Raw genomic sequence first — 20,711 nt, forward strand, 5'->3', positions numbered from 1 at the left:
TGTGGGACACGGTGTGGGGTTTCGGTGGCCGCTGAACTGCGCGGCCACCTGGAGCGGGGTTTCGCGGGCTGCTCACCGAGGACGTCGTGCGGTTCACCACCGTCAACGCCTTGGTGGCGGGGCGGCGGTGCTGCAGTTCGAAGCACCGCGTCCCGTGTTGAAGGGTTCGCGTCGACTTGGTGGTTGGACGGCCGCTACCGGCTGACGAGGCGCTGAACGATCACCCGATGGGGTGGCGTGGTCCGCAGTACGATCTGACGCATCATGGGCCAGCGCAGGAACGACCCCGCAGGCAGTGGCGGCGCCGCCATCAACGACCCGCTCCTCACCACGCCGACGGCCAGACTGATGGCGCTGGCGATGGGCACGGACATCCGCGTGTTCGAGGTGCCCGTGGCGCACAGCGCGGGCCTCGCGGGCCTGGTCGGCGTCGGCGCCGGCGCGAACGGCCAGCCGCAGTGCAAGATCGGGCTCACCGACGACCTGGACGACGACCTGCGCGCCGACGTGCTGGCGTTCGGCATCGCGGTGCTCGTCGGCACGCCGGAGGTCCTCGAGGAGAGTCCCGACGGTGTTCTCGGCATCAGCAGGCAGCGGTTGCCTCAGGCCGACAACGGTCCCGGCAACCTGGCCTGGCACATGGTGCAGACGTGCGGGCGCGAGTCTCCGTCGACTACGTTCCGGCTGCTGGTCATCGAGCCCGAGTAGCCCGGATCACGCGGCCGGGTGAAGCACGGGACTACCCGAGCGCCGGCAGCGGGGTGTGGCCGGGCGAGGCCTGGAACGCCTGGATCACCAGTGCTGCGAAGCGCCGGGAGGCGGCGACTCGGGTGGTCTCCGAGGTGGCGTGGATGCCGCCGTTGGCCATGAGGACCAGGATCAGGTCGTCCAGCACGAAGTCCGGGCGCAACCGGCCGGCTCGCTTGGCGCGCCGGGCGAGTTCCGCGATCGAGGCGAGCGTGCGTTCCCTGTGTCCCGCGAAGTCGATCGCGTGGGGGAAGTTCGCCGTGAAGGCCGCGGTGACACCGCGGTCGCGGGCGTGCACCTCGCAGATCCTCTCGATCACCGAGCGGAAGCCGCGCCACGGATCGGGGTCCGCCAGCCCATCCGCCACGATGACGTCGCACGCCTGCATCTGGTCGGAGAACGCCTCCGTGGCCAGCGCCTCCTTGGTCGGGAAGTGGCGGTACAGGGTGGCGGGGCCGACTCCGGCGCGCCGGGCCACCTCGCGCATGGGCACGTTCAGGCTCTCGGTGGCGAACACCTCGCGGGCCACGTCCAGGATGTGGTCGCGGTTGTAGCGGGCGTCGGAACGCGCCTTCTGAGACAAATGGCCGGCCATGCTCTCACTTTAGCCAAACGGACGGGTGCGTCCGTTTAGCTTCGGCGCCATGAGAGCTGTTGTGGTGCGGGAGTTCGGTGGCCCCGAGGGCATGGAGGTCGTCGACCTCGCGACGCCGAGCCCCGCGAAGGGGCAGGTGCTGGTCGAGGTCGAGGCGACCGGCGTGGGCGGGGTCGACGTCGTGATCCGGCGCGGCGACCTCGCCGCGTACGGATTCCGGGAAGGCCATGTCCTCGGCAGCGAGGTCGCGGGCACGGTGACGGCGGTGGGCGACGGTGTGGACACGTCGTGGGTCGGCCGGCGGGTGTGGGCGCACACCGGTCTCGGCGGTGGTTACGTCGAGCACGCGGTGGCCGCGGCGGAGGAGGTCGTCGCTCTTCCCGCGGACCTGTCCGCCGCCGATGCCGTGGCGCTCGGGAGCGCCGGGTTGGTGGCGCACTTCGGACTTGCGCACGCCCGCTTCGCTCCCGGCGAGTCCGTGCTGGTGCGGGGCGCGTCAGGAAGCCTTGGCATCATGACGGTTCAGCTCGCCGCGCAGGGCGGTGCGGGCGCGGTGGCCGTCACCGCGTCGTCCGCCGAACGCGGCGACCGGCTTCGCGCACTGGGCGCGACCCACGTGCTGGACCGCTCCGGCGCCGGGCACGACTCCCCCGCCGCCTACGACGTCATCATCGACGTCGTGGCGGGCGGGGACCTGCCGTCGTTCTTCGACAGGCTCGAGCCGAACGGGCGCATGGTCGTGGTCGGCGCGGTCGGGGGCCAGCCGCCGGACGACTTCGGCACGCGGATCGTGGCGATGTTCCAGAAGTCGTTGTCGTTCGCCACCTTCAGCGCCAACACGGTGTCTGAGTCCGACAAACGCGCGGTGACAGCCGCACAGTTCGCGGCCGTCACCCGCGGTGAGTTGAGTGCCGTGGTGCACGAGCGGTTGCCGTTGGAGAAGGCCGCGCTCGCCCACCGGAAGATGGACGCGGGCGAGGTGTTCGGCAGGATCGTGCTGCTCCCGTGACGAGTGCCAGGCGAGCTCCGCACCTCGTGACACGCTTCCCCGGCCGAGACCGATGAGTTCACGCGGCCTCCGTGGTCTGACCATCGACCCAGGAACGGAAGGAAGCCCATGACCCAGCTGGTGAAGGTCCAGAACTTCGTCGTGTCGAGCGACGGGTTCGGTGCCGGCGAGAACCAGACCCTCGAAAGGCCGTTCGGCCACGCCGACCCCGGCACGATGTTCGCGTGGGCGGGCGCCACCGCGAGCTGGCCCAACCGCACCGATCCCGGCGGCAGCCGCGGACTCGACGACTACCTCACCCGCGACTTCGCGCACAACATCGGTGCGGAGATCATGGGCGCCAACAAGTTCAGCCCGCACCGCGGACCGTGGGAGAACCACGACTGGCAGGGCTGGTGGGGCGACGAACCGCCGTTCCACACCCCGGTCTTCGTGCTGACGCACCACGAGCGGCCGTCGTTCACGCTGTCCGGCACGACGTTCCGCTTCGTGAGCGGTGACCCGGCCGGCGTGCTCGAGCTCGCGAAGGAGGCCGCGCGGGGCAAGGACGTCCGGATCGGCGGCGGCGCCACCACGATCCGGGCGTTCCTCGACGCCGACCTGATCGACACCCTGCACGTCGCGGTGTCCCCGGTCGAGCTCGGGCACGGCGTGCCGCTGTGGAAGTCGCCGGACGAACTGCTCGACCGGTTCCACCTCGACGTCGTGCCGAGTTCGAGCGGCGTGACCCACCACCTGTTCTGGCGGAAGTGATCTGGAGCAGACGGCGGAGCCGGGCCCGACAAGTGGCGCGGCTCCACGTTTCGAAACTTGTTTCGAAACTTTAACACAATTGGCTGCGAAACCCCCCGCACAACGCGCGAAACCGCACCTAATTCCGTCCGGCGAACAGGTGGTCTCACCTGGGCATTCGACGGGCATTCGAAAAGGCATTCACTTCACCACCGATGATCGTCCAGCTCAGAACCGCTGCGACGACAGGCCGAGACGCACGCCTTGATGGGTCGACCGGCATCGGCTAATACTGGTCAGCGTTTCAGTCGAGCGATGTGGGCATGGCGCAGTCCGCACCGCCCGAACCATTCCACTCGCGTTCTCGCGGGTGCTTCTCAGAAAGCGCCGATACATGACGCTGACAGTGAAGTCAGTAGCACGGGTTTCCCTCGTGTCCACCCTCGTCCTCGCCGCGGCGGGCGCCGCGCTCCTTTCGGCGTCCCCCGCCAGTGGCGCCGCCTCCACGCTCGCCGCGGCGGCCCAGCAGAGCGGCCGCTACTTCGGTACGGCCGTGGCCGCGAACAAGCTCGGGGACTCGACCTACACCGGGATCCTCAACCGCGAGTTCGACATGGTCACGGCCGAGAACGAGATGAAGATGGACGCCACTGAGCCGAACCAGGGGCAGTTCAGCTACGGCAACGCCGACCGGATCGTGAACCAGGCGCGCAACCAGGGCAAGCGGGTGCGCGGGCACGCACTGGCGTGGCACTCGCAGCAGCCCGGCTGGATGCAGAACATGTCCGGTACCGCTCTGCGCAACGCGATGCTGAACCACGTCACGCAGGTCGCGACCTACTACCGGGGCAAGATCTACGCCTGGGACGTGGTGAACGAGGCGTACGCCGACGGCAGCGGCGGCGGGCGTCGTGACTCCAACCTGCAGCGCACCGGCAACGACTGGATCGAGGCCGCCTTCCGCGCGGCACGGGCCGCCGATCCCGGCGCGAAGCTCTGCTACAACGACTACAACACGGACAACTGGTCGCACGCCAAGACCCAGGGTGTGTACCGGATGGTGCAGGACTTCAAGTCCCGCGGCGTGCCGATCGACTGCGTCGGCTTCCAGGCGCACTTCAACAGCGGCAACCCGGTGCCGTCCAACTACCACACCACCCTGCAGAACTTCGCCGCTCTCGGCGTCGATGTGCAGATCACCGAGCTCGACATCGAAGGCTCCGGCAGCAGCCAGGCCCAGCAGTACCAGGGCGTCACGCAGGCGTGTCTCGCCGTGGCGCGGTGCACCGGCATCACCGTGTGGGGCATCCGCGACACCGACTCCTGGCGCGCGTCCGGCACCCCGCTGCTGTTCGACGGCAGCGGCAACAAGAAGGCCGCGTACAACTCGGTGCTCAGCGCCCTGAACGCCGGCACGGGCACCACCACTCCGCCCACCAGCACCACGACCACGACGTCCAACCCCGGCGGCGGGGGTTGCACCGCGACGTACTCCGAGGGCGAGAAGTGGAGCGACCGCTTCAACGGCCAGGTCACCGTCTCGGGCTCGGACAACTGGATCGTCACGGTCACGGTGAGCTCACCCCAGCGGATCACCGCCACCTGGAACACCAGCGCCAGCTGGGAGTCCGCGAACGTGATGACCGCACGTCCCAACGGCAGCGGCAACAGTTTCGGCTTCACCGTCATGCACGGCGGTAACTGGAACTGGCCCAGCGTCTCCTGCCGCGTCGCCTGACGACGGCTCCGGAGAACGTACCGGCACGGGCCCACGCGAGCGGGCCCGTGCCGGTACGGCGCTCAGCGCTTGCGGGAACGCGCTGCCGCGAACCTGTCCGCTGCTTCGCGCAGGTCCACGATGGGCGCCGGGTAGTCGAGCGCCTTCCGTTCCTCCTCGGGCAGCGTCCACGGTTCGTGGACGTGCTGCGGGGCCAGATCGGCCAGTTCGGGCAGGTAGCGCTTGACGTAGGTGCCGTCCGGGTCGTAGCGGCGGGCCTGCGCCAGCGGGTTGTGCACGCGGTTCGGGCGGGTGTCGGTGCCCGTGCCCGCCACCCACTGCCAGTTCATCTGGTTGTTCGCGAGGTCGCAGTCCACCAGCAGGTCGACGAAGTGCTGGGCACCGCGCCTCCAGTCCAGGTACAGCGTCTTGCAGAGGAAGCTCGCCACGACCAGGCGGGCCCGGTTGTGCATCCAGCCCTCCCGGTCGAGCTGGCGCATCGCCGCGTCCACGATCGGATAGCCGGTGCGGCCGTCCCTCCACGCTTCGAAGTCGTCGTCCGAGCGGCGCCACTGGTCGTCGCGGGTGCGGTAGTCCTTCGTGGCCGAGTCGGGGCGGGCGGCCAGCACCTGGTGGTGGAAGTCGCGCCACGCGAGCTGACGGGTGTAGGCCTGGGCGCCCTCGGACGCGGTGCCGGTGCGCTCCAGCAGTTCGGTCACCGACACCGTGCCGAAGTGCAGGTGCGGGGACAGGTGCGAGGTCGCGTCGTCGGCCAAGGCGTCGTGCAGGTCGGCGTAGTCCTCCACGCCGGTGCGCACCCAGTCCGCCATCAGCCTGCGTCCCACGGTTTCGCCGCCCGCGGCCAGCTCCGGTGACGGGGTGCCGTGGTGGAGCCGGCCCGGCGGCTCACCGCTGATCTCGGGCACGGTCAGCCGCCCCGGCGCGCGCAGGACACCGCGCCGGTGCACGGTCTCCCACCTGCGGAAGTACGGGGTGAACACCGCGAAGTGGTCGCCACCGCCGGACGGGGTGAGCGACAGCGGCGGGACGGCGTTGATCGACTGGTCGTGCACGTGCAGGTCGGCCCCCAGCGTCTCCAGGGCCTCCTCCCGGCGGCGGGCGTACCTGCTGACGTCGGCGGCGACGTGGATCTCGGTGACGTCGTGGGCTCGCACGACCCTGGTGATCTCGTCGACGAGCTTTCCCCGGCGCACGACCAGTTCGCCGCCACGTTCGCGCAGCGAGCGGTCCAGGTCGGCGAGGCAGTCGGACAGGAACGCGGCGCGGTTGGCGTTGAAGAACGCCGACGAGACGATCGCGTCGTCGAGCACGAACAGCGGGATGCACCGGTCCGCGGCGGTCGCGGCGTGCAGCACCGGGTTGTCGTGGACCCGCAGGTCACGGGTGAACAGGGCGATCGACGTCGTCACCGGTGAGCGGTACCCGGCGGCCCGGTTCGGCAACCGCGTCGTCATTCGTTCGTGGGTGGACGGTTGCGTTCGCCCGGGAACGGGCACGTGATGCGGGTGACGACCGACGAAGACGGGCGACCGACGAGGTGCCTCGTGATGGGCGCGACCGGGCACCTCGGGTCGCGCCTCGTGCCCGAACTGCTCCGGCACGGCCACCAGGTGGCCGTGCTGGTGCGCGACAGTGCGCAGGCGGCGCGGTTCGCCACGAGGGTGATGGTGCACACCGGCGACGCCACGGACCCGCATGCCGTCCGGGAGGCGTTGGCGGGCAACGACATCGTGTACTTCCTCGTGCACTCGCTGGAACGGCCCGACTTCGCCGGTGTCGACGCCGATGCCGCCGCCGTGCTGGCCGAGGCGGCGGCGGACGCGGCGGTGCGGCAGATCGTCTACGTCGGCGGACCACGCCCCGGCTCCCCCGGCCTGTCCGCGCACCTCGCCTCGCGGGCCGAGGTCGGTGACGTCCTGACCGCGGGACGGGTGCCCGCACTCGTGCTGCAGGCGTCGATGATCATCGGTGCCGGTTCGGCGAGCTTCGAGCTGCTGCGGTCGTCCGCGCGGCTCACGCCGTGGGTGCCGGCGCCGTCGTGGATCCACAACACCAGCAGGCCGGTCGCGGTCGCCGACGTCGTGCACCTCCTGGTGGCCGCCGCGGATCTTCCGAAACCTGTTGACGGCGTGTTCGACGTGCCCGGCCCGGAGCGGCTCAGCTACCTGGAACTGGTGCAGCGGTGCGCGCGGGTGCTGCGGCTCCCGGTCCGGCTGCCCGTGCCCGCCCCGTTGTGGTCGCACAAGCTCGCCGCACAGGTCGCCGGACTGGTGACCCCGGTGCGCGCGGCGGTCGCGGAACCGTTGTTCGCGTCGCTGGAGCACGACCTCGCGGCGGACGGTCCACTCGCCACCGACGTGCTGCCCGCGCCGCCCGGTGGCATGACCAGCGTCGACAACGCCATCCGTGCCGCGACCACCCCGGAGGCCGAGCAGGACGGCGGCGAGGTGTTCACCGAGGAACGCACGGTGCTGACCGAGGCCTCACCGGAGGACGTCTGGCGCACCGTGAACACGTTGGGCGGCAAGGACGGCTGGCACACCATCCCTCTCGTGTGGACGGTCCGGGGCGCGATCGACCACCTGCTCGGCGGCATCGGGCTGTACCGCGGCCGGGCACCGGAGGTCGGCGAAGGCGACGTGGTCGACTTCTGGACCGTCGTGCACCGCGACGACGAGGCGAGGCAGCTGGTGTTGCGGGCGGACATGAAGATGCCCGGCCGCACGCTGCTCGACATGCGCGTCGATCGCGAGGGCGGCCGCACGCGCTACCGGCAGAAGATCACGTTCACCGCCGACGGGCTGCTCGGCCAGCTGTACTGGGTGGCGCAGAAGCCCTTGCACGACGTCGTGTTCGCCACCATGGCGCGCGGGATCGTCCGAAAGGCGTCTGCGGCATGATCTGACCATGCGCAGCTCACTGTTCAACCACGAAGAGCGGGCCGTCGAGCCCGGAAGCTTCCAACTGCAGAACGAACGCATGCTCAAGGTGGACCTCACCGGCAGCGGCGGCTTCTTCTTCGCCAAGCAGGGATCGATGGTCGCCTACCAGGGCGACGTCGACTTCGCCTACGAGGGCAGCGGTGGTCTCGGCAAGCTGTTCAAGAAGGCCTTCACCGGTGAGGGCATGTCGCTGATGAAGGTGTCGGGCAGCGGCGACGTCTTCCTCGCCCAGGACGCGGACGAGATCTTCGTGCTGCACCTGGAGGACGAGGGCGTCACCGTGAACGGCAAGAACGTGCTCGCCTTCGACAGCACGCTCAAGTGGGACATCAACCGCACCGAAGGCGCGTCGATGCTCAGCGGCGGCCTGTTCAACACCACCTTCACGGGTACCGGGGCGCTGGCCGTCACCGCCTACGGCACCCCGGTCGTGCTGAACGTGGACCAGCCGACGTTCGTCGACATGCAGTCGGCCGTCCTGTGGTCCACCTCGCTGCAGTCCACGATCCGCAAGACGGCCAAGCTCGGTGCCGTCATCGGCCGCGGCTCCGGCGAGGCGTACCAGCTCGCGTTGTCGGGTCAGGGCATCGTCGTGGTGCAGGCGTCGGAAGGCCACCCGGTACCGACCGCCCAGTAGTGCTTCGAGGTGAACGCAGCCGAGGCTCTCTCGGCTGCGTCGCTCATCGGACGCGGTCTCCGGCGATCCAGACACCGGCGATGTCCCGCGTGCCCCCGGACGCCGGGTCGCCGTCGACCAGGAGCAGGTCCGCGCGCTTTCCGGCCGCGATCACACCGCGGTCACCGAGGCCGAAGACCTGCGCGGGCAACGATGTCGCGCTCGCGAGTGCCTCGATCCGAGTCAGGCCGGCAGCGACCATGAGCTCGAGCTCGTGGTGCAGCGACTCGCCGTGCTTCGGGGCGAACGGCGCTCCGGGCGCCGAGTTCGCGTCCGTCCCGGCCAGCACCCGGATGCCGGCGTCGTGGAACGCGGTCACCGTGTCCCGCGCGTGTTCGTAGCGGAAACCGGCGCCGGCGAACAGGTTCGCCGTGCCCTCCATCATCGTCAGGGTCGGCACCGACACCATGCCGATCTCCCGCATTCCCGCGATGGTGTCGTCGTCGAGGACGGCGTCGAGCGGCGCGTGCGTGCTCACGTCCACACCGGACTCCACGGCGACGCGGAACGCGCCTGTCGTGACGGAGTGCGCGACGACGAGCAGGCCGTGTTCGTGTGCGGCCCGGACGAGGGCGTTCACGGTCGCCTGGTCCATGCCCTCGGGCGGCGCGGCCTCGGTGACGATCTTGATGTAGTCAGCTCCGTCGGCGACGCGCCGTGCCACGAACGCCCGCGCCTCGTCCGGGTTGTTCACGATTCCCTCCGCCGGGAAGCCCGGCATCCTCGCGTGGTGACCGCCGGGCCCCACCGCCGGGATCGTCGCGCTCAAGATCTGCGCCACGCCCTTCTGCCGTCGCACGTCGCCGACGAACGCGAGCGGCCAGGCGCCCATGTCCAGTCCCGTCGTGACGCCCCAGCGCGCGAGGTCCTCAAGATCGGCCCGGCCGCGCACCGTGTGCACGTGCGCGTCGATCAGACCTGGCAGCAGCACGCCTCCCGCCGCGTCGACGACCATGTCGGCCGCAGCGGTGTCGTCCGCGAGGACCGACTTCCCGAACACCACCCGCCGGGGCTCGCTCATCGCCGAGCGGTCGAACACCCGCACGTTCTCGATCGCGGTCGTCATCGCGCCTCCCTCGATTAGCTTTTACGAAAGCTATCATGAAAGCAATCTGGTAGGATCCGAGCATGTCCTCGCTGTCTCTCGCCCAGCACGCCGTGAGGCTGCAAACGTTGCTGGAGCGGCACATCGCCGAGGTGCTCAAGAAGCACGGGCTCTCCCGCAGCGAGCTCGACGTGCTGGGAGCCTTGGCGTCGTGTGGTGATGCAGGCGCACGCCCGCAGGAACTCGCCTCGCAGCTGCTGCTCACCACGGGCGGTATCAGCAACATACTCCGCAGGCTCGAGAACGACGGACACATCACGCGCGAGGCGAACCGCACCGACGCACGGAGCAGCATCGTGCGCCTTACCCCGCAAGGACATGGCGTCGCGCGAGAGACCGGTGCGGCCGTCGCCGAGGTGATCGACCGGGCGCTCCACCCCGTCGGCCGATCGGTGATCGACAAGGCCGCCGAGCTCCTGCACCAGGTCCTCGTCGCGCTCGACGAGGACTCGCCGGTGCACCGCGACCTCTCCCCCTGACCGGTCAGCCGGCCGCCCGCGCCGCGCGCCCGGCCAGTTCGGCGAAGGCGGCGCGCAGCTCCGGCGGGCCGACGACCTCGATCTCGGTGTCGAAGCGCGCCAGCCGGGCGGCGAGCGCGGCCCAGGACCAGGAGCCGGCGATCAGCCTCGTCCTGCCCGGGGCCACCTCCTCGGCGGTGCCGTCTCCCGCGAACAACGCCACCTCGGCCATCGGAAGATCGAGGACGACCTCACCCTGGCAAGGCCAGGCGTCGGCGCCGCCGGAACCCTTGAACCGGGCGGACAGGAACGCCGCGACGTTCCCGCCCGGCACCTCGCGCCGGGTGAAACGGGGACCGGTGGGCACGCGGAGCGTCATCCGGTCCACGCGGTAGGTGCGCCAGTCCTGCCGTTCGCCGCTCCACCCCAGGAGGTACCAGCGTCCACTTCGGACGAGGAGGTGGTGCGGCTGCACGCGGCGAGGAGGCTGCGGCTCCGCGTCGTCCGGACGGCCCGGCGGGTGGTAGTCGAACCTCAGCTCCTCGCGGCCGCGGATGGTGGTGCTCAAGGTGAGCAGCACCTCGGTGTCCACCTGCGGAGTCGTTGCGCCTGCCGTGGTGATCTCCAGCGCGTCGACGCGGCGGCGCAGCCGGGACGGCATCACCTGGCGCACGGTCACCAGGGCACGTGCGGCTGCTTCCTCGATGCCGGCGCCCGCGCTGACCGCGATCCGCAACGCCACGGCGAGCGCGATCGCCTGCTCCTCGTCGAACAGCATGGGCGGCATCTGGCTGCCGGCTTCGAGCCGGTAACCACCGTCAGGGCCCTTGACCGCGTGCACGACGTAGCCGAGCTCGCGCAGCCTGTCGACGTCACGGCGCACCGTCCGTTCGCTGACGGCCAGGCGTTCGGCGAGCAGGCCTCCCGGCCAGTCGCGGCGTGCCTGCAGCATCGACAGCAGCGCCAGCAGACGTGCGGAGGTGGTCGTCGAGGAAGCCGTCGGCATGGTTCTCAGTTTGGCACGAGAAGCGGACGTTCCCTGTCCGCTACCGCTGACATCGTCGTTCCTGTCGCCGGAGACCTCCGGCGGCGAGAACCACTCGTGAAGGACCGGACACCATGTCGCTCAACGCAGTCACCCACCTCAACTTCCGCGGCCAGGCCCGGGAAGCGCTGGAGTTCTACCGGTCGGTGTTCGGCGGCCAGGCCACCATCGCCACCTACGCCGACTTCGGCATGCCCGCCGACCTGCCGGGCGCCCGGAACGTGGTCTTCGGCCAGGTCGTCGCCGGCAACGGCTTCCGCGTCATGGCCTACGACGTGCCCGGCGAGAACGTCCCGTTCGTCCAGGGCGAGCCCACCACCCACCGCGCGAACGGCGCCACGATCACCACGGAGCCGTTCTTCCTCTCCGTGCGCGGCGAGTCCGTCGAGGAGGTCGCCACCCTCTGGAAGGGCCTCGCCGACGGGGCCGCGGTGATCGAGGAGTTCGGCCCCGCGCCGTGGGCGCCGGGGTTCGGCATGCTCACCGACCGGTTCGGCGTGACGTGGATCCTCGACGTCGCGGCCGGCCACGCGCAGGGTTAGAACGCCGACAGGATCTGGTGGTTCCACCACAGGTCGAGCTTGTCGAGGACTTCGATGTCGCCCGGCTTCTTCAGCGTGCCGATGGTGAGGTTCCTGGTGTCGACCCACCAGACCTGGGCGTTGCCGCCGTCGAGGAAGCAGGTGGTGAACTCGTTCGGCAGCGGGCCTGACACGTCGCGGTAGAAGAGCGCGTAGTGGATGGGGTCGGACTTGGGCCGGCATCCACCGCGGTCGTCCATCCGCGGGATGCCCCGGCTCGTCACCAGTGCCAGGAAGAACGCGTTCTGCTTGGCCTGGTCGGCGAACAGCCGGAACTCGGCCTCGGCCGGCGGCGGGGCGTACAGGTCGTCGACGGTCACGGTGGTGCAGCGGACGGTGGCGACCGTGTCCTTGTCGGGAGCAGTGGGCACGCAGGACTTGGCGTTCTGGTAGACGAGCGGCAGGGCTGCCAGCAGCGCGTCGTCCTGCGGCGTCCGCGTCCGGGTGGCGCTCGTGGTCGTGGTGGTGGTCGTCGTCGTGGTCGCGGTGGCCGGGGTGCTGCTGAACTTGGCGGACCCTCGGGTCTTGTCGCTGTTACCCCAGATCACCATGGTCGTGACGAACGCCACCGCGACCGCGAGGACGACGCCGGCGATGGCGATCCGCTGGGCAGGGCGGGGCCGGACGCGCGCCGGCGGGTACGGCGGTGGGTTCACGACCTGCTGAGGGCCGGTCGCGACGTGCTGGGCCGGAGCCCAGGGCTGGGGTGTGGGCTGCTGGGGGAACTGGGGACGGCCCTGCGGAACCGGCGCGACGGGCCGTGGCCAGCCGGCCGGGGGTCCGGCGTGCCCACCTGGTGGGGTCGGAGGGGCGGAGGGGCCGGGCTGTCCCGCGGGAGTGGCGAACCCTCCGGACGGGGTGGCGGCACCGGGTGCGCGAGCGGGCCCCGCAAGCCCTGCAAGCGGAGTCGTGCCGGCCAGCCCGAACTGCCCCGCGGATGGAGTCGTGCCGGCGACCAGTCCGGATTGTCCCGAAGGCGGAGTCCCGACAGGTCCGGAACTGGCGAGTGCCTCGGCTGCCGCCCGCGCGAACGCGCCCGCCGTGGTGTAGCGGTCGGCCGGGTTCTTCGCCATGCCCTTCGCGATGACGTCGTCCAGCGCCGCCGGAACCGCCGGGTTCAGCGGGGACGCCTTGGGCGGCGCCTCGTTCAGGTGCGCCCAGATCTGGGCGGCGGTGCCGTCGGCGCTGAACGGGCGGCGGTTCGTCAGGCACGCGAACAGGACGCACGCGAGGGCGTACACGTCCGCGCGGCCGTCCACCGGGCTGCTCTCGAAGCGTTCCGGGGCCATGTAGTCGAGGGTGCCGACCACGGAGCCGGACGCGGTCAGGCTCGTCGCGGCCGGTGAGACGCTGCGGGCGATGCCGAAGTCGACCAGGTACACGAAGTCGCCGGAGGTCACGAGGACGTTCGACGGCTTCACGTCGCGGTGCACGAGTCCGTCGGCGTGGGCGGCGTCCAGGGCGCTCGCCACCTGGTCGACGATGCGCACGGCCCGTGCCGGCTCGACGGTGCCCTCGCGGATCACGTCCGACAGGTCGGCGCCCTCCACCAGCCGCATGTCGAGGTAGAGGCGGTCGTCGATCTCGCCGTAGGCGTGGATGGGGATGACGTGCGGCTCGCGCAGGCGGGCGACGATCTGCGCCTCGCGGCGGAAGCGGGCGCGGAAGTCCTCGTCGTCGTGGTAGCCGGGCGACAGCCTCTTGAGCGCCACGAACCTGTCGTGCACCGTGTCGTAGGCCCGGTGCACCTCGCCCATCCCGCCGCGACCGAGCAGCTGCTCGATCCGGTACGGCCCGAACGTCTCTTCCGTCATGGTCCTCGTTGTCCCGAGCGTCGCGTCCGTTCGAGTCGACGCGCGCCGGCCGCCGCGCGTTCCACCGGACAGCAGCCTACAAATCCGCGAGCCGCCTGATTCGCGGAGGAGGCGCTCAGACGTTCGGACGCCGAGCAGGCCTCACCGGACGGGGAGCGGCAGGACGCGCGCCAGCACGGGCACCGTGGCGGCGGCGACGACGGTGTGCATCGCGATCAGCGCGACCGAGTTCGCCACCGTGGCACCTCCCGCGAGGATGCCCAGGTCCGGGATCCACGAGAGCACGACGACAACGGGTACGAGGACGCGCAGCACGCGCCTCGGGTCACGGGCGGAGCGGCGCACGAGGTACCAGCCGAGCGTGCCGAGCAGGACGCCGATCACCGTGGCCGGCGCGTACTCCGCGAAGGCCAGGCCCACGCGTTCGGTGCCCGCGGGGATGAAGTTGCCCGCGACCAGGGCGATCAGGGCGTTGACCGCGATCGAGACCGCGGCGGACCCCAGGAGGCCGACGACGACCTCTCCGGCGCTGGGCGCGAGAACTGAGGAGCGAGCCGGGAAGCTGGTGTCGGCCATGAGCCCTGTCCTTCGATAGGATTAATTGCAAGCGGTCACTTGCAAACAAGGTAGCCATCCGGTCACCCTGATGCAAGTGCTCACTTGCATATATCGAGGAGGGTGCGTGGCCGGCCGGGTGACCGACGAGACGGTGTTCGACGCGGCGCTGGGGGTGATCGCCGAGCAGGGGTACGAACGGGCGACCACCCGCGCGATCGCCGACGCCGCCGGGATTAACGAGGCGACGCTGTTCCGCCGGTTCACCTCGAAGCAGAACCTGCTGCGGCAGGCGGTGCGCAGCAACTTCACCGGCTTCGCGCTCGACCTCGACGCACCGGGCGACGACGTGGCCGCCGACCTGATCACGATCGTGAGCTACTACTCCCGGCTCTACGAGACGCGCGGCGGCGTCGTGCTCACCCTGATGCGGGAGGCGAAGTTCAGCCCGGAGGTGGCCGCGGTCCTCACCGAACCGGAGAGGCTGCTGGAGCGGGTGGACGCCGTCATCCTGCACCACCAGCGACGGGGCGCCCTCGTCGTCGAGCCGCCGCGGCACACGTTCTTCGCGCTGGTCGGGCCGGTGATGATGCGGTCCATCGCGCGGCGCGTGGACCAGCGGGCCACGCAGGCGCCCGCCGATCCCGAGGCCGTCGTGCGCCGGTTCCTCGACGGGCACCGGCCGGGTTAGGCCAGGACGGACGTCAACGCGGCGAGCAGTTCCTCGGGCGTCTCGACCTGCGGCAGGTGGCCGGTGCGGGGAAGCAGGGTGAACGTCGCCGACGGGATCGCGGCCGCGAAGGCCTTGCCGTAGGCGGGATCGACGATGCGGTCGCTCTCGCCCCACAGCACGTGGACGGGGATCTTCACGTCGCCGAGCCGGCCGAGCAGCGACGGATCCGACATGGACGGTCCGGCGTAACCGATGAGCGCCCGCACGTCCGGGCTCGGCCCCGCGCCGCCCGCGGGCAGGGCGGGCAGCCTGGACGGGTCGTGGAACGAGAACGAGCGGATCTCGGCGGCGCTCAGGCCGCTGACGTCGGTCATGGGGTGGCCGTCGACCATGGCGCCGATCCCGTTGACGATCACCGCACCGCTGACGCGCGGGCTCCCGCACAGCGCGATCTCGGCGGCCAGCCAGCCGCCGAACGAGTTGCCGACCACCACGACGTCCGTCAGGTCCCGCCCGTCCAGCATCGCGACGTAGTACCGCGCCAGCTCGCGGACGCCGGTCAGCTCGACCGGCCTGGGGGTGCCGCCGAACCCGGGATGGGTGGGCGCGAGGACTTCGGCTTGCGCGCGTTCGGCCAGCAGCGCGGCGAACGCGGTCATCGTGGGGGCGCCGCCCCCGCCGTGCAGGAGCAGGTACGTCTGAGTCATATAAGCAACCTTAGATAAGGATACTTATATAAGCAAGGTTGGTTAAGCTGAGCGACGTGAAGCACCGCCCAGCCGACGTCGCGCTCGCCGTGAAGCGCCTGCAGCACCGCCACCACCGCTCACTGACCCAGGCGCTGGCGCCCCTCGGACTGTCCCTGGCGCAGTGGGACACCCTGCGCCACCTGCACCGGCGGCCCGACGCCTCGCTGCACGACCTCGCGGTGCTGACGTTCCAGACCGACCAGTCCTTCGGCTCGCTGGCGGTGCGCATGGCCGAACGCGGGCTGATCGAACGGGTTCCGGGTCCGGGCCGGGCCGTGCGCCACCGCCTCACCGAGGAGGGCGCCCGGCTGCGGGCCGAGGGGCAGGCCCTGGCCGACGGCGTCGTCGAGTCGTCGTTCAGCGCACTGTCGCCCGCACAGCTCGACCAGCTGGGCGATCTGCTGCAGATCGCGCTCGGGAGCGACTGAAGTCCTTTGTGGACGATCGCGGCGTTCACCGTGGCGGCCGTTCGGGTGGTTTCTCCTCGCCACACTCGAAGTTCATTTGGTGGCTCATTGACAGACCCGGCCGATCCTCGACACGCTGCACCTCCCTGTGATCGAAAGGTGCCGCTTGTCATGAAACTCCGTTTCCTCTTACCAATCCTCGCCCTGCTCTCCGCCGTGGTCGTCACCCCCGCCGCAGCAGCACAGGCGGATCCCATCTCGGCCGCCGACGCCTGCTACACCTGGGGCCGCACCCTGTCGGAGGGGGCGTCGGGCGAGGACGTGCGCCAGCTGCAGATCCGGGTCGCCGGCTACCCCGGTTACGGCGGCGTGCTGGGCCTCGACGGGCAGTTCGGCCCCGGCACCAAGGCGGCCGTGACCCGGTTCCAGCAGGCCTACGGCCTCGGCGCGGACGGCATCGCCGGGCCGGCGACGTTCGCGAAGCTCTACGCGTTGCAGGACAACGACTGCACGCCGATCAACTTCTCCTACGACGAGCTGAACAACTGCAACTCCGACTGGTCGGGCGGCAACGTCTCGGCGGCGACCGCACGCGCCAACGCCCTGGTGTCCATGTGGAAGCTGCAGGCGATGCGGCACGCCATGGGAGACAGGCCGATCGACGTCAACGGCGGCTTCCGCAGCGTCTCGTGCAACAACGCCGTCGGCGGCGCGTCCGGAAGCCGCCACCTCTACGGCGACGCCGTCGACCTGGGCGCCGGGCCGCAGGGCTTCTGCGCACTGGCGAAGCAGGCCCGCAACCACGGCTTCAACGAGATCCTCGGCCCGGGCTACAGCGGCCACAACGACCACGTGCACGTCGCGCACAAGTCCAGCCGCTTCTGGTCCGCACCGAGCTGCGGCATCTAGTCACACCACACGACCGGTCACACCACACGACGGCTCCCGCACGGGAGCCGTCGTTCATTCCCCCACGGCTTGAGCCCTCGGGGGCACCGCGAGCCAGTCCAGCTCGGCGGCGAGCACGCCGAGCTGGAACCTCGACTGCACGCCGAGCATCGACTGCAGGCGCGCGATGCGCCGGTTCAGGGTGCGGAGGCTGACGTCCAGCTCGCGGGCGATCGCACGGTCGGTCGCGCCGGTGCGCATGAGCCGCAGCAGGCGCTGAGTCGCCATCGTGGGCTCCTGGCCCACGGACAGGTGGGTGACCACCCCCGGTGTTACGCGGGTCACAGTCATAGGGCGACTGTATGCCGGACTATTGGCGGCCGTCAATCAAAAGTCGGCACTTTGCTGTCAAATCACAGCTATCTTCAGGCTGAACGCCGCCATTACCAGGGCATGCGTGATCGCTGCCGCTCTACCGGCAGACGGACGACTGATGAAGGACACGTCCAGGTCGCCATCTCGGAACCCCCGGCCGCAGCCGTCGGGGCGGGACTCGGACGACGGCGCCTACGTGGCGCTGGAAGAGAGCTGCACCTCAGGCGCGGCGGCACCGGCGGCGACCTCGCCCAGGCGCGCGTCCAGCACCTCCGGCGACAGCACGTGCCGCACCACCATCGCCGCCGCGCCCAGCGCACCGGCGGTCACACCGGCGCCCGAGGCGACGATGCGGAGGTTTTCCGTGGCCAGCGGGAGCGAGCGGCGGTAGATGGACTCGCGCACGCCCGCCAGCAGCATCTCGCCCGCCTCCGCGAGCAGGCCGCCGATGACCACGAGCGACGGGTTGAACATGCTCACGCAGCCGGCGAGCACCTCGCCGATGTCCCTGCCCGCCTGCCGCACGACGCGGCCCGCCTCCAGGTTGCCGGCCCTCACGAGGCCGACCACGTCGGCGGTCGAGTCGGCGGGGTGGCCTAGGTCGCGCAGCTTCGCGGCCAGCGCGGGGCCGGCGGCGACCGCTTCCAGGCAGTCGGTGTTGCCGCAGCGGCAGAGCGCCTCGCCGCCCTGGGGCACCCTGATGTGGCCGAGGTCGCCCGCGGCGCCCGCCGCGCCCCGGTGCAGGACGCCGTTGCTGATCAGGCCCGCGCCGATGCCGGTCGCCGCCTTCACCACGATCATGTGCCGCACGTCCGGGTGCGAGGCGGTGTGCTCGCCCAGGGCCATGAGGTTGACCTCGTTGTCGACCAGGACGGGCACGTCGAACTCCGCCGCGATCGCCGCGGGGACGTCGAAGCCGTCCCAGCCCGGCATGATCGGCGGGTTGTTCGGGCGGCCGCTGGAGTGCTCGACCGGGCCCGGGAGGCCGATGCCGACGCCCGCGATCTCCGCGGGGCCGGCGGTCCGCAGCAACGAGCGCCAGGTCGTGACGAGGAGCGGGAGTATCGCCGCCGGGCCGTCGGCCACGTCGAGGTCCACCTGCTCGACGGCCAGCAGCCGGCAGGCCAGGTCGGAGATGGCCACGGTGGCGTGGGTGGCGCCCACCTCGGCGGCGAGCACGAGGTGGGCGGACGGGTTGAAGCCGAACCTGCCGGCCGGGCGGCCGCCGGTCGACTCCCCCGTGCCGCTGCCGGTCACCAGGCCGGCGGCCACCAGCAGGTCCAGCCTGGCGCGCACGGTGGAACGGGCGAGACCGGTCGCGGCCACGATCTCCGCCCGGGTGCGCGGGCTGCCGTCCATCAGCATGCGCAGCACTGCGGCCGGCGAACCCGCCTCGACACCCAAGGTGCTCTCCATCGAACAATTGTCACATCGGCACGGAAAGGTGGTTCGCGGTCGTCACCCGCCGGAGCTGAACGCGGCGTCGAACGAGGCCGACGGCGGGTCGAAGGCGTTGCGGCGGATGAACTCCAGCGCTTCGGGGGCACCGGTGAGCCGGTCCATCCCCGCGTCCTCCCACTCGACGCTGATCGGGCCGGAGTAGCCGATGGTGTTGAGCATCCGGAACGATTGCTCCCACGGCACGTCACCGCGTCCGGTGGAGACGAAGTCCCAGCCGCGCCGCGGGTCTCCCCACGCCAGGTGCGAGCCCATCCGGCCGTTGCGCCCGTTGCCGACCTGGCGCCGGGCGTCCTTGCAGTCGACGTGGTAGATCCGGTCGCGGAAGTCCCACAGGAACCCGACGGGGTCGAGGTCCTGCCAGACGAAGTGCGACGGGTCCCAGTTGAGGCCGAACGCGGGCCGGTGCCCGATCGCCTCGAGCGCCCGGACGGTCGTCCAGTAGTCGTAGGCGATCTCGGACGGGTGGACCTCGTGCGCGAACCGCACGCCCACCTCCTCGAACACGTCCAGGATCGGGTTCCAGCGGTCGGCGAAGTCCTGGTAGCCCGCGTCGATCATCGAGGCGGGGGCCGGCGGGAACATCGCGACGGTCTTCCAGATCGACGAGCCGGTGAACCCCACGACGGTGTCGACGCCGAGCCTGGCCGCGGCCCGCGCGGTCGCCTTCATCTCCTCCGCCGCCCGCTGCCGCACCCCCTCGGGGTTCCCGTCGCCCCAGTTGCGGGCGGACAGGATGCCCTGGTGCCGCTCGTCGATCGGATCGTCGCACACGGCCTGACCGGTGAGGTGGTTGGAGATCGTCCACACCTTCAGGTCGTGCTCGGCGAGGATCGCGAGCCGGTCCGCGACGTAGTCGTCGTCCTCCGCGGCCCGCCACGGGTCGAGGTGGTCGCCCCAGCAGGCGATCTCCAGGCCGTCGTAGCCCCAGCCCGAGGCCAGCCGGCAGACCTCCTCGAACGGCAGGTCGGCCCACTGGCCGGTGAACAGCGTGATCGGACGTGCCATTTCCGGTCTCCCCCTCAAACCTGCTGCCACGTGCGGGAATCAGCGCTCGCCTCGACGGCGGCGAGGACGCGCTGCACCCGCAGTCCGTCGTCGAACGTCGGCGTGGGGTCGGTGCCCGCGGCCACCGCCCGCACGAGGTCGACGGCCTGGTGGGTGAACGCGTGCTCGTAGCCCAGGCCGTGCCCGGCGGGCCACCAGGCACCCACGTACGGGTGCTCCGGCTCGGTGACCATGATCCGGCGGAACCCCGCGACGGCGGAGTCCTCCGTGCCGTCGAAGAACTGCAGCACGTTCATGTCCTCGAAGTCGAACGCCAGGCTGCCCTTCGAGCCGTTGATCTCGATGCGCAGCGCGTTCTTGCGGCCGTTGGCGAAGCGCGTGGCCTCGAACGAGCCGAGCGCGCCGCCGGTGAAGCGCGCCAGGAACAACGCGGCGTCGTCCACGGTGACGGGGCCGGTCTGCCCGGTCGCGGCGGTACCGGACAGACCGGAGTGCGCGGCGGCCAGGGGACGCTCCGGCACGAACGTCACCAGCGTCCCCATCACCTCGCTGATGGTGTCGCCGAGGACGAACTGGGTGGCGTCGACGATGTGCGCGCCGATGTCGCCCAGCGCGCCGGAGCCCGCCTTCTCCTTGTCCAGCCGCCAGGACAGCGGTGCGGCCGGGTCGACGATCCAGTCCTGCAGGTACTGGGCGCGCACGTGGTGGATGCGCCCCAGCCTGCCCTGGGCGACCAGCTCACGGGCCAGGCCCAGCGCGGGCACCCGCCGGTAGCTGAACCCGACCATGGCCCGCACCCCGCGCTGCGCGGCGCGTCCGGCGGCCTCGGCCATGGCGACGGCCTCGGCGACGCTGTTGGCCATCGGCTTCTCGCACAGCACGTGCTTGCCCGCCTCCAGGGCGGCGACCGCGATTTCGGCGTGCGTGTCACCCGGCGTGCAGATGTCCACCACGTGCACGTCGTCGCGGTCCAGCACGGACTTCCAGTCGGTCACGGCCTCCGCCCAGCCCAGGCGTTCGGCGGCGGCCGCGGTGCGCTCGGCGTCGCGGCCGCAGAGCACGGACATCACCGGTCGCAGCGGCAGGTCGAAGAAGCGCGGCGCGACCCGCCACGCCTGGGAGTGCGCGGCTCCCATGAAGGCGTGGCCGATCATCG

Annotated in this window: 22 protein-coding genes; 11 read left to right on the plus strand and 11 right to left on the minus strand. The window is 70.9% G+C overall.

The genetic code is table 11. The features are described 5' to 3' along the window. Nucleotides 1-264 precede the first annotated feature (264 nt). Entirely contained in the window at nucleotides 265-708 is a 444-nt protein-coding gene (locus LX88_RS24295) for a hypothetical protein (RefSeq protein WP_258950113.1), read from the plus strand. A 31-nt stretch (nucleotides 709-739) separates the two neighbouring features. Here LX88_RS24295 and LX88_RS24300 read toward each other — a convergent pair whose 3' ends face one another. Next, nucleotides 740-1,342, minus strand: a complete 603-nt coding sequence (locus LX88_RS24300; RefSeq protein ID WP_258950114.1) for a TetR/AcrR family transcriptional regulator — start codon at nucleotides 1,340-1,342, stop codon at nucleotides 740-742. 49 nt (nucleotides 1,343-1,391) lie between these two features. Here LX88_RS24300 and LX88_RS24305 point away from each other — a divergent pair, with 49 nt between their 5' ends. The 3 genes from LX88_RS24305 to LX88_RS24315 all read left to right on the plus strand — a co-directional run bounded on the left by LX88_RS24305 (nucleotide 1,392) and on the right by LX88_RS24315 (nucleotide 4,821). Next, nucleotides 1,392-2,351, plus strand: coding sequence for a zinc-binding dehydrogenase (locus LX88_RS24305; RefSeq protein WP_258950115.1), 960 nt, complete (start codon nucleotides 1,392-1,394; stop codon nucleotides 2,349-2,351). A 108-nt stretch (nucleotides 2,352-2,459) separates the two neighbouring features. Continuing rightward, entirely contained in the window at nucleotides 2,460-3,104 is a 645-nt protein-coding gene (locus tag LX88_RS24310) for a dihydrofolate reductase family protein (protein WP_258950116.1), read from the plus strand. Nucleotides 3,105-3,477: 373 nt separating this feature from the next. Further along, nucleotides 3,478-4,821 (plus strand): glycoside hydrolase family 10 protein, encoded by a 1,344-nt coding sequence (locus LX88_RS24315; RefSeq protein WP_258950117.1) that lies wholly within the window; start codon nucleotides 3,478-3,480, stop codon nucleotides 4,819-4,821. Nucleotides 4,822-4,883: 62 nt separating this feature from the next. Here the strand turns inward: LX88_RS24315 and LX88_RS24320 are convergent, their stop codons facing one another. After that, nucleotides 4,884-6,275, minus strand: a complete 1,392-nt coding sequence (locus LX88_RS24320; RefSeq protein ID WP_258950118.1) for a cryptochrome/photolyase family protein — start codon at nucleotides 6,273-6,275, stop codon at nucleotides 4,884-4,886. 51 nt (nucleotides 6,276-6,326) lie between these two features. On the opposite strand from LX88_RS24320, the gene LX88_RS24325 reads away from it, so the two are divergent. Both LX88_RS24325 and LX88_RS24330 read left to right on the plus strand, forming a co-directional pair. Next, nucleotides 6,327-7,721, plus strand: a complete 1,395-nt coding sequence (locus tag LX88_RS24325) for a DUF2867 domain-containing protein (RefSeq protein WP_258950119.1) — start codon at nucleotides 6,327-6,329, stop codon at nucleotides 7,719-7,721. A 7-nt stretch (nucleotides 7,722-7,728) separates the two neighbouring features. After that, the gene (locus tag LX88_RS24330; RefSeq protein WP_090064171.1) at nucleotides 7,729-8,400 is read left to right on the plus strand and encodes an AIM24 family protein; all 672 of its coding nucleotides are present in this window, start codon (nucleotides 7,729-7,731) and stop codon (nucleotides 8,398-8,400) included. 43 nt (nucleotides 8,401-8,443) lie between these two features. On the opposite strand, the gene LX88_RS24335 is transcribed toward LX88_RS24330, so the two are convergent. Next, complete coding sequence (locus LX88_RS24335) at nucleotides 8,444-9,505, minus strand: amidohydrolase family protein (RefSeq protein ID WP_258950120.1); 1,062 nt, start codon at nucleotides 9,503-9,505, stop codon at nucleotides 8,444-8,446. 62 nt (nucleotides 9,506-9,567) lie between these two features. Here LX88_RS24335 and LX88_RS24340 point away from each other — a divergent pair, with 62 nt between their 5' ends. Further along, nucleotides 9,568-10,023, plus strand: coding sequence for a MarR family winged helix-turn-helix transcriptional regulator (locus tag LX88_RS24340; protein ID WP_258950121.1), 456 nt, complete (start codon nucleotides 9,568-9,570; stop codon nucleotides 10,021-10,023). A 4-nt stretch (nucleotides 10,024-10,027) separates the two neighbouring features. Here LX88_RS24340 and LX88_RS24345 read toward each other — a convergent pair whose 3' ends face one another. Further along, entirely contained in the window at nucleotides 10,028-11,008 is a 981-nt protein-coding gene (locus LX88_RS24345; RefSeq protein WP_258950122.1) for a helix-turn-helix transcriptional regulator, read from the minus strand. 113 nt (nucleotides 11,009-11,121) lie between these two features. Between LX88_RS24345 and LX88_RS24350 the strand changes: the two genes are divergently transcribed. Next, nucleotides 11,122-11,589 (plus strand): VOC family protein, encoded by a 468-nt coding sequence (locus LX88_RS24350; protein WP_258950123.1) that lies wholly within the window; start codon nucleotides 11,122-11,124, stop codon nucleotides 11,587-11,589. Here the strand turns inward: LX88_RS24350 and LX88_RS43845 are convergent. Together LX88_RS43845 and LX88_RS24365 are read right to left on the minus strand one after the other, a co-directional pair. Beyond that, complete coding sequence (locus tag LX88_RS43845; protein ID WP_307790905.1) at nucleotides 11,586-13,442, minus strand: serine/threonine-protein kinase; 1,857 nt, start codon at nucleotides 13,440-13,442, stop codon at nucleotides 11,586-11,588. The genes LX88_RS24350 and LX88_RS43845 overlap by 4 nt on opposite strands. A 141-nt stretch (nucleotides 13,443-13,583) precedes the next feature. Beyond that, entirely contained in the window at nucleotides 13,584-14,018 is a 435-nt protein-coding gene (locus LX88_RS24365; RefSeq protein WP_258950125.1) for a DUF6069 family protein, read from the minus strand. A 106-nt stretch (nucleotides 14,019-14,124) separates the two neighbouring features. Here LX88_RS24365 and LX88_RS24370 point away from each other — a divergent pair, with 106 nt between their 5' ends. After that, nucleotides 14,125-14,688 (plus strand): TetR/AcrR family transcriptional regulator, encoded by a 564-nt coding sequence (locus tag LX88_RS24370; RefSeq protein ID WP_258950126.1) that lies wholly within the window; start codon nucleotides 14,125-14,127, stop codon nucleotides 14,686-14,688. Here LX88_RS24370 and LX88_RS24375 read toward each other — a convergent pair. Then, complete coding sequence (locus LX88_RS24375; protein ID WP_258950127.1) at nucleotides 14,685-15,377, minus strand: alpha/beta fold hydrolase; 693 nt, start codon at nucleotides 15,375-15,377, stop codon at nucleotides 14,685-14,687. The genes LX88_RS24370 and LX88_RS24375 overlap by 4 nt on opposite strands. 56 nt (nucleotides 15,378-15,433) lie before the next feature. On the opposite strand from LX88_RS24375, the gene LX88_RS24380 reads away from it, so the two are divergent. Further along, on the plus strand, nucleotides 15,434-15,847 hold the full coding sequence (locus LX88_RS24380; protein ID WP_258950128.1) for a MarR family winged helix-turn-helix transcriptional regulator: 414 nt from the start codon (nucleotides 15,434-15,436) through the stop codon (nucleotides 15,845-15,847). A 150-nt stretch (nucleotides 15,848-15,997) separates the two neighbouring features. Next, nucleotides 15,998-16,735: a D-Ala-D-Ala carboxypeptidase family metallohydrolase gene (locus LX88_RS24385; RefSeq protein WP_258950129.1), complete on the plus strand. Its 738-nt coding sequence runs from the start codon at nucleotides 15,998-16,000 to the stop codon at nucleotides 16,733-16,735. 54 nt (nucleotides 16,736-16,789) lie between these two features. Here LX88_RS24385 and LX88_RS24390 read toward each other — a convergent pair whose 3' ends face one another. The 4 genes from LX88_RS24390 to LX88_RS24405 all read right to left on the minus strand — a co-directional run bounded on the left by LX88_RS24390 (nucleotide 16,790) and on the right by LX88_RS24405 (nucleotide 20,709). Then, complete coding sequence (locus LX88_RS24390) at nucleotides 16,790-17,065, minus strand: LuxR C-terminal-related transcriptional regulator (RefSeq protein WP_258950130.1); 276 nt, start codon at nucleotides 17,063-17,065, stop codon at nucleotides 16,790-16,792. Nucleotides 17,066-17,281: 216 nt separating this feature from the next. After that, on the minus strand, nucleotides 17,282-18,505 hold the full coding sequence (locus tag LX88_RS24395; RefSeq protein WP_258950131.1) for an ROK family transcriptional regulator: 1,224 nt from the start codon (nucleotides 18,503-18,505) through the stop codon (nucleotides 17,282-17,284). Nucleotides 18,506-18,547: 42 nt separating this feature from the next. Beyond that, the gene (locus tag LX88_RS24400; RefSeq protein ID WP_258950132.1) at nucleotides 18,548-19,555 is read right to left on the minus strand and encodes a sugar phosphate isomerase/epimerase family protein; all 1,008 of its coding nucleotides are present in this window, start codon (nucleotides 19,553-19,555) and stop codon (nucleotides 18,548-18,550) included. Between the two features lie 14 nt (nucleotides 19,556-19,569). Next, entirely contained in the window at nucleotides 19,570-20,709 is a 1,140-nt protein-coding gene (locus LX88_RS24405; RefSeq protein WP_258950169.1) for a Gfo/Idh/MocA family protein, read from the minus strand. Nucleotides 20,710-20,711 lie beyond the last annotated feature (2 nt).

Origin of the sequence: Lentzea californiensis (assembly GCF_024648825.1) — a bacterium.
Classification (GTDB): domain Bacteria; phylum Actinomycetota; class Actinomycetes; order Mycobacteriales; family Pseudonocardiaceae; genus Lentzea; species Lentzea californiensis.

What these genes read in the sequence shown, in the direction of transcription:
- LX88_RS24295 (WP_258950113.1), top strand. Translation starts at nt 265, where the DNA reads ATGGGCCAGCGCAGGAACGACCCCGCAGGCAGTGGCGGCGCCGCCATC.
- LX88_RS24300 (WP_258950114.1), bottom strand. Translation starts at nt 1,342, where the DNA reads ATGGCCGGCCATTTGTCTCAGAAGGCGCGTTCCGACGCCCGCTACAAC.
- LX88_RS24305 (WP_258950115.1), top strand. Translation starts at nt 1,392, where the DNA reads ATGAGAGCTGTTGTGGTGCGGGAGTTCGGTGGCCCCGAGGGCATGGAG.
- LX88_RS24310 (WP_258950116.1), top strand. Translation starts at nt 2,460, where the DNA reads ATGACCCAGCTGGTGAAGGTCCAGAACTTCGTCGTGTCGAGCGACGGG.
- LX88_RS24315 (WP_258950117.1), top strand. Translation starts at nt 3,478, where the DNA reads ATGACGCTGACAGTGAAGTCAGTAGCACGGGTTTCCCTCGTGTCCACC.
- LX88_RS24320 (WP_258950118.1), bottom strand. Translation starts at nt 6,275, where the DNA reads ATGACGACGCGGTTGCCGAACCGGGCCGCCGGGTACCGCTCACCGGTG.
- LX88_RS24330 (WP_090064171.1), top strand. Translation starts at nt 7,729, where the DNA reads ATGCGCAGCTCACTGTTCAACCACGAAGAGCGGGCCGTCGAGCCCGGA.
- LX88_RS24335 (WP_258950120.1), bottom strand. Translation starts at nt 9,505, where the DNA reads ATGACGACCGCGATCGAGAACGTGCGGGTGTTCGACCGCTCGGCGATG.
- LX88_RS24340 (WP_258950121.1), top strand. Translation starts at nt 9,568, where the DNA reads ATGTCCTCGCTGTCTCTCGCCCAGCACGCCGTGAGGCTGCAAACGTTG.
- LX88_RS24345 (WP_258950122.1), bottom strand. Translation starts at nt 11,008, where the DNA reads ATGCCGACGGCTTCCTCGACGACCACCTCCGCACGTCTGCTGGCGCTG.
- LX88_RS24350 (WP_258950123.1), top strand. Translation starts at nt 11,122, where the DNA reads ATGTCGCTCAACGCAGTCACCCACCTCAACTTCCGCGGCCAGGCCCGG.
- LX88_RS43845 (WP_307790905.1), bottom strand. Translation starts at nt 13,442, where the DNA reads ATGACGGAAGAGACGTTCGGGCCGTACCGGATCGAGCAGCTGCTCGGT.
- LX88_RS24365 (WP_258950125.1), bottom strand. Translation starts at nt 14,018, where the DNA reads ATGGCCGACACCAGCTTCCCGGCTCGCTCCTCAGTTCTCGCGCCCAGC.
- LX88_RS24375 (WP_258950127.1), bottom strand. Translation starts at nt 15,377, where the DNA reads ATGACTCAGACGTACCTGCTCCTGCACGGCGGGGGCGGCGCCCCCACG.
- LX88_RS24385 (WP_258950129.1), top strand. Translation starts at nt 15,998, where the DNA reads ATGAAACTCCGTTTCCTCTTACCAATCCTCGCCCTGCTCTCCGCCGTG.
- LX88_RS24390 (WP_258950130.1), bottom strand. Translation starts at nt 17,065, where the DNA reads ATGACTGTGACCCGCGTAACACCGGGGGTGGTCACCCACCTGTCCGTG.
- LX88_RS24395 (WP_258950131.1), bottom strand. Translation starts at nt 18,505, where the DNA reads ATGGAGAGCACCTTGGGTGTCGAGGCGGGTTCGCCGGCCGCAGTGCTG.
- LX88_RS24400 (WP_258950132.1), bottom strand. Translation starts at nt 19,555, where the DNA reads ATGGCACGTCCGATCACGCTGTTCACCGGCCAGTGGGCCGACCTGCCG.
- LX88_RS24405 (WP_258950169.1), bottom strand. Translation starts at nt 20,709, where the DNA reads ATGATCGGCCACGCCTTCATGGGAGCCGCGCACTCCCAGGCGTGGCGG.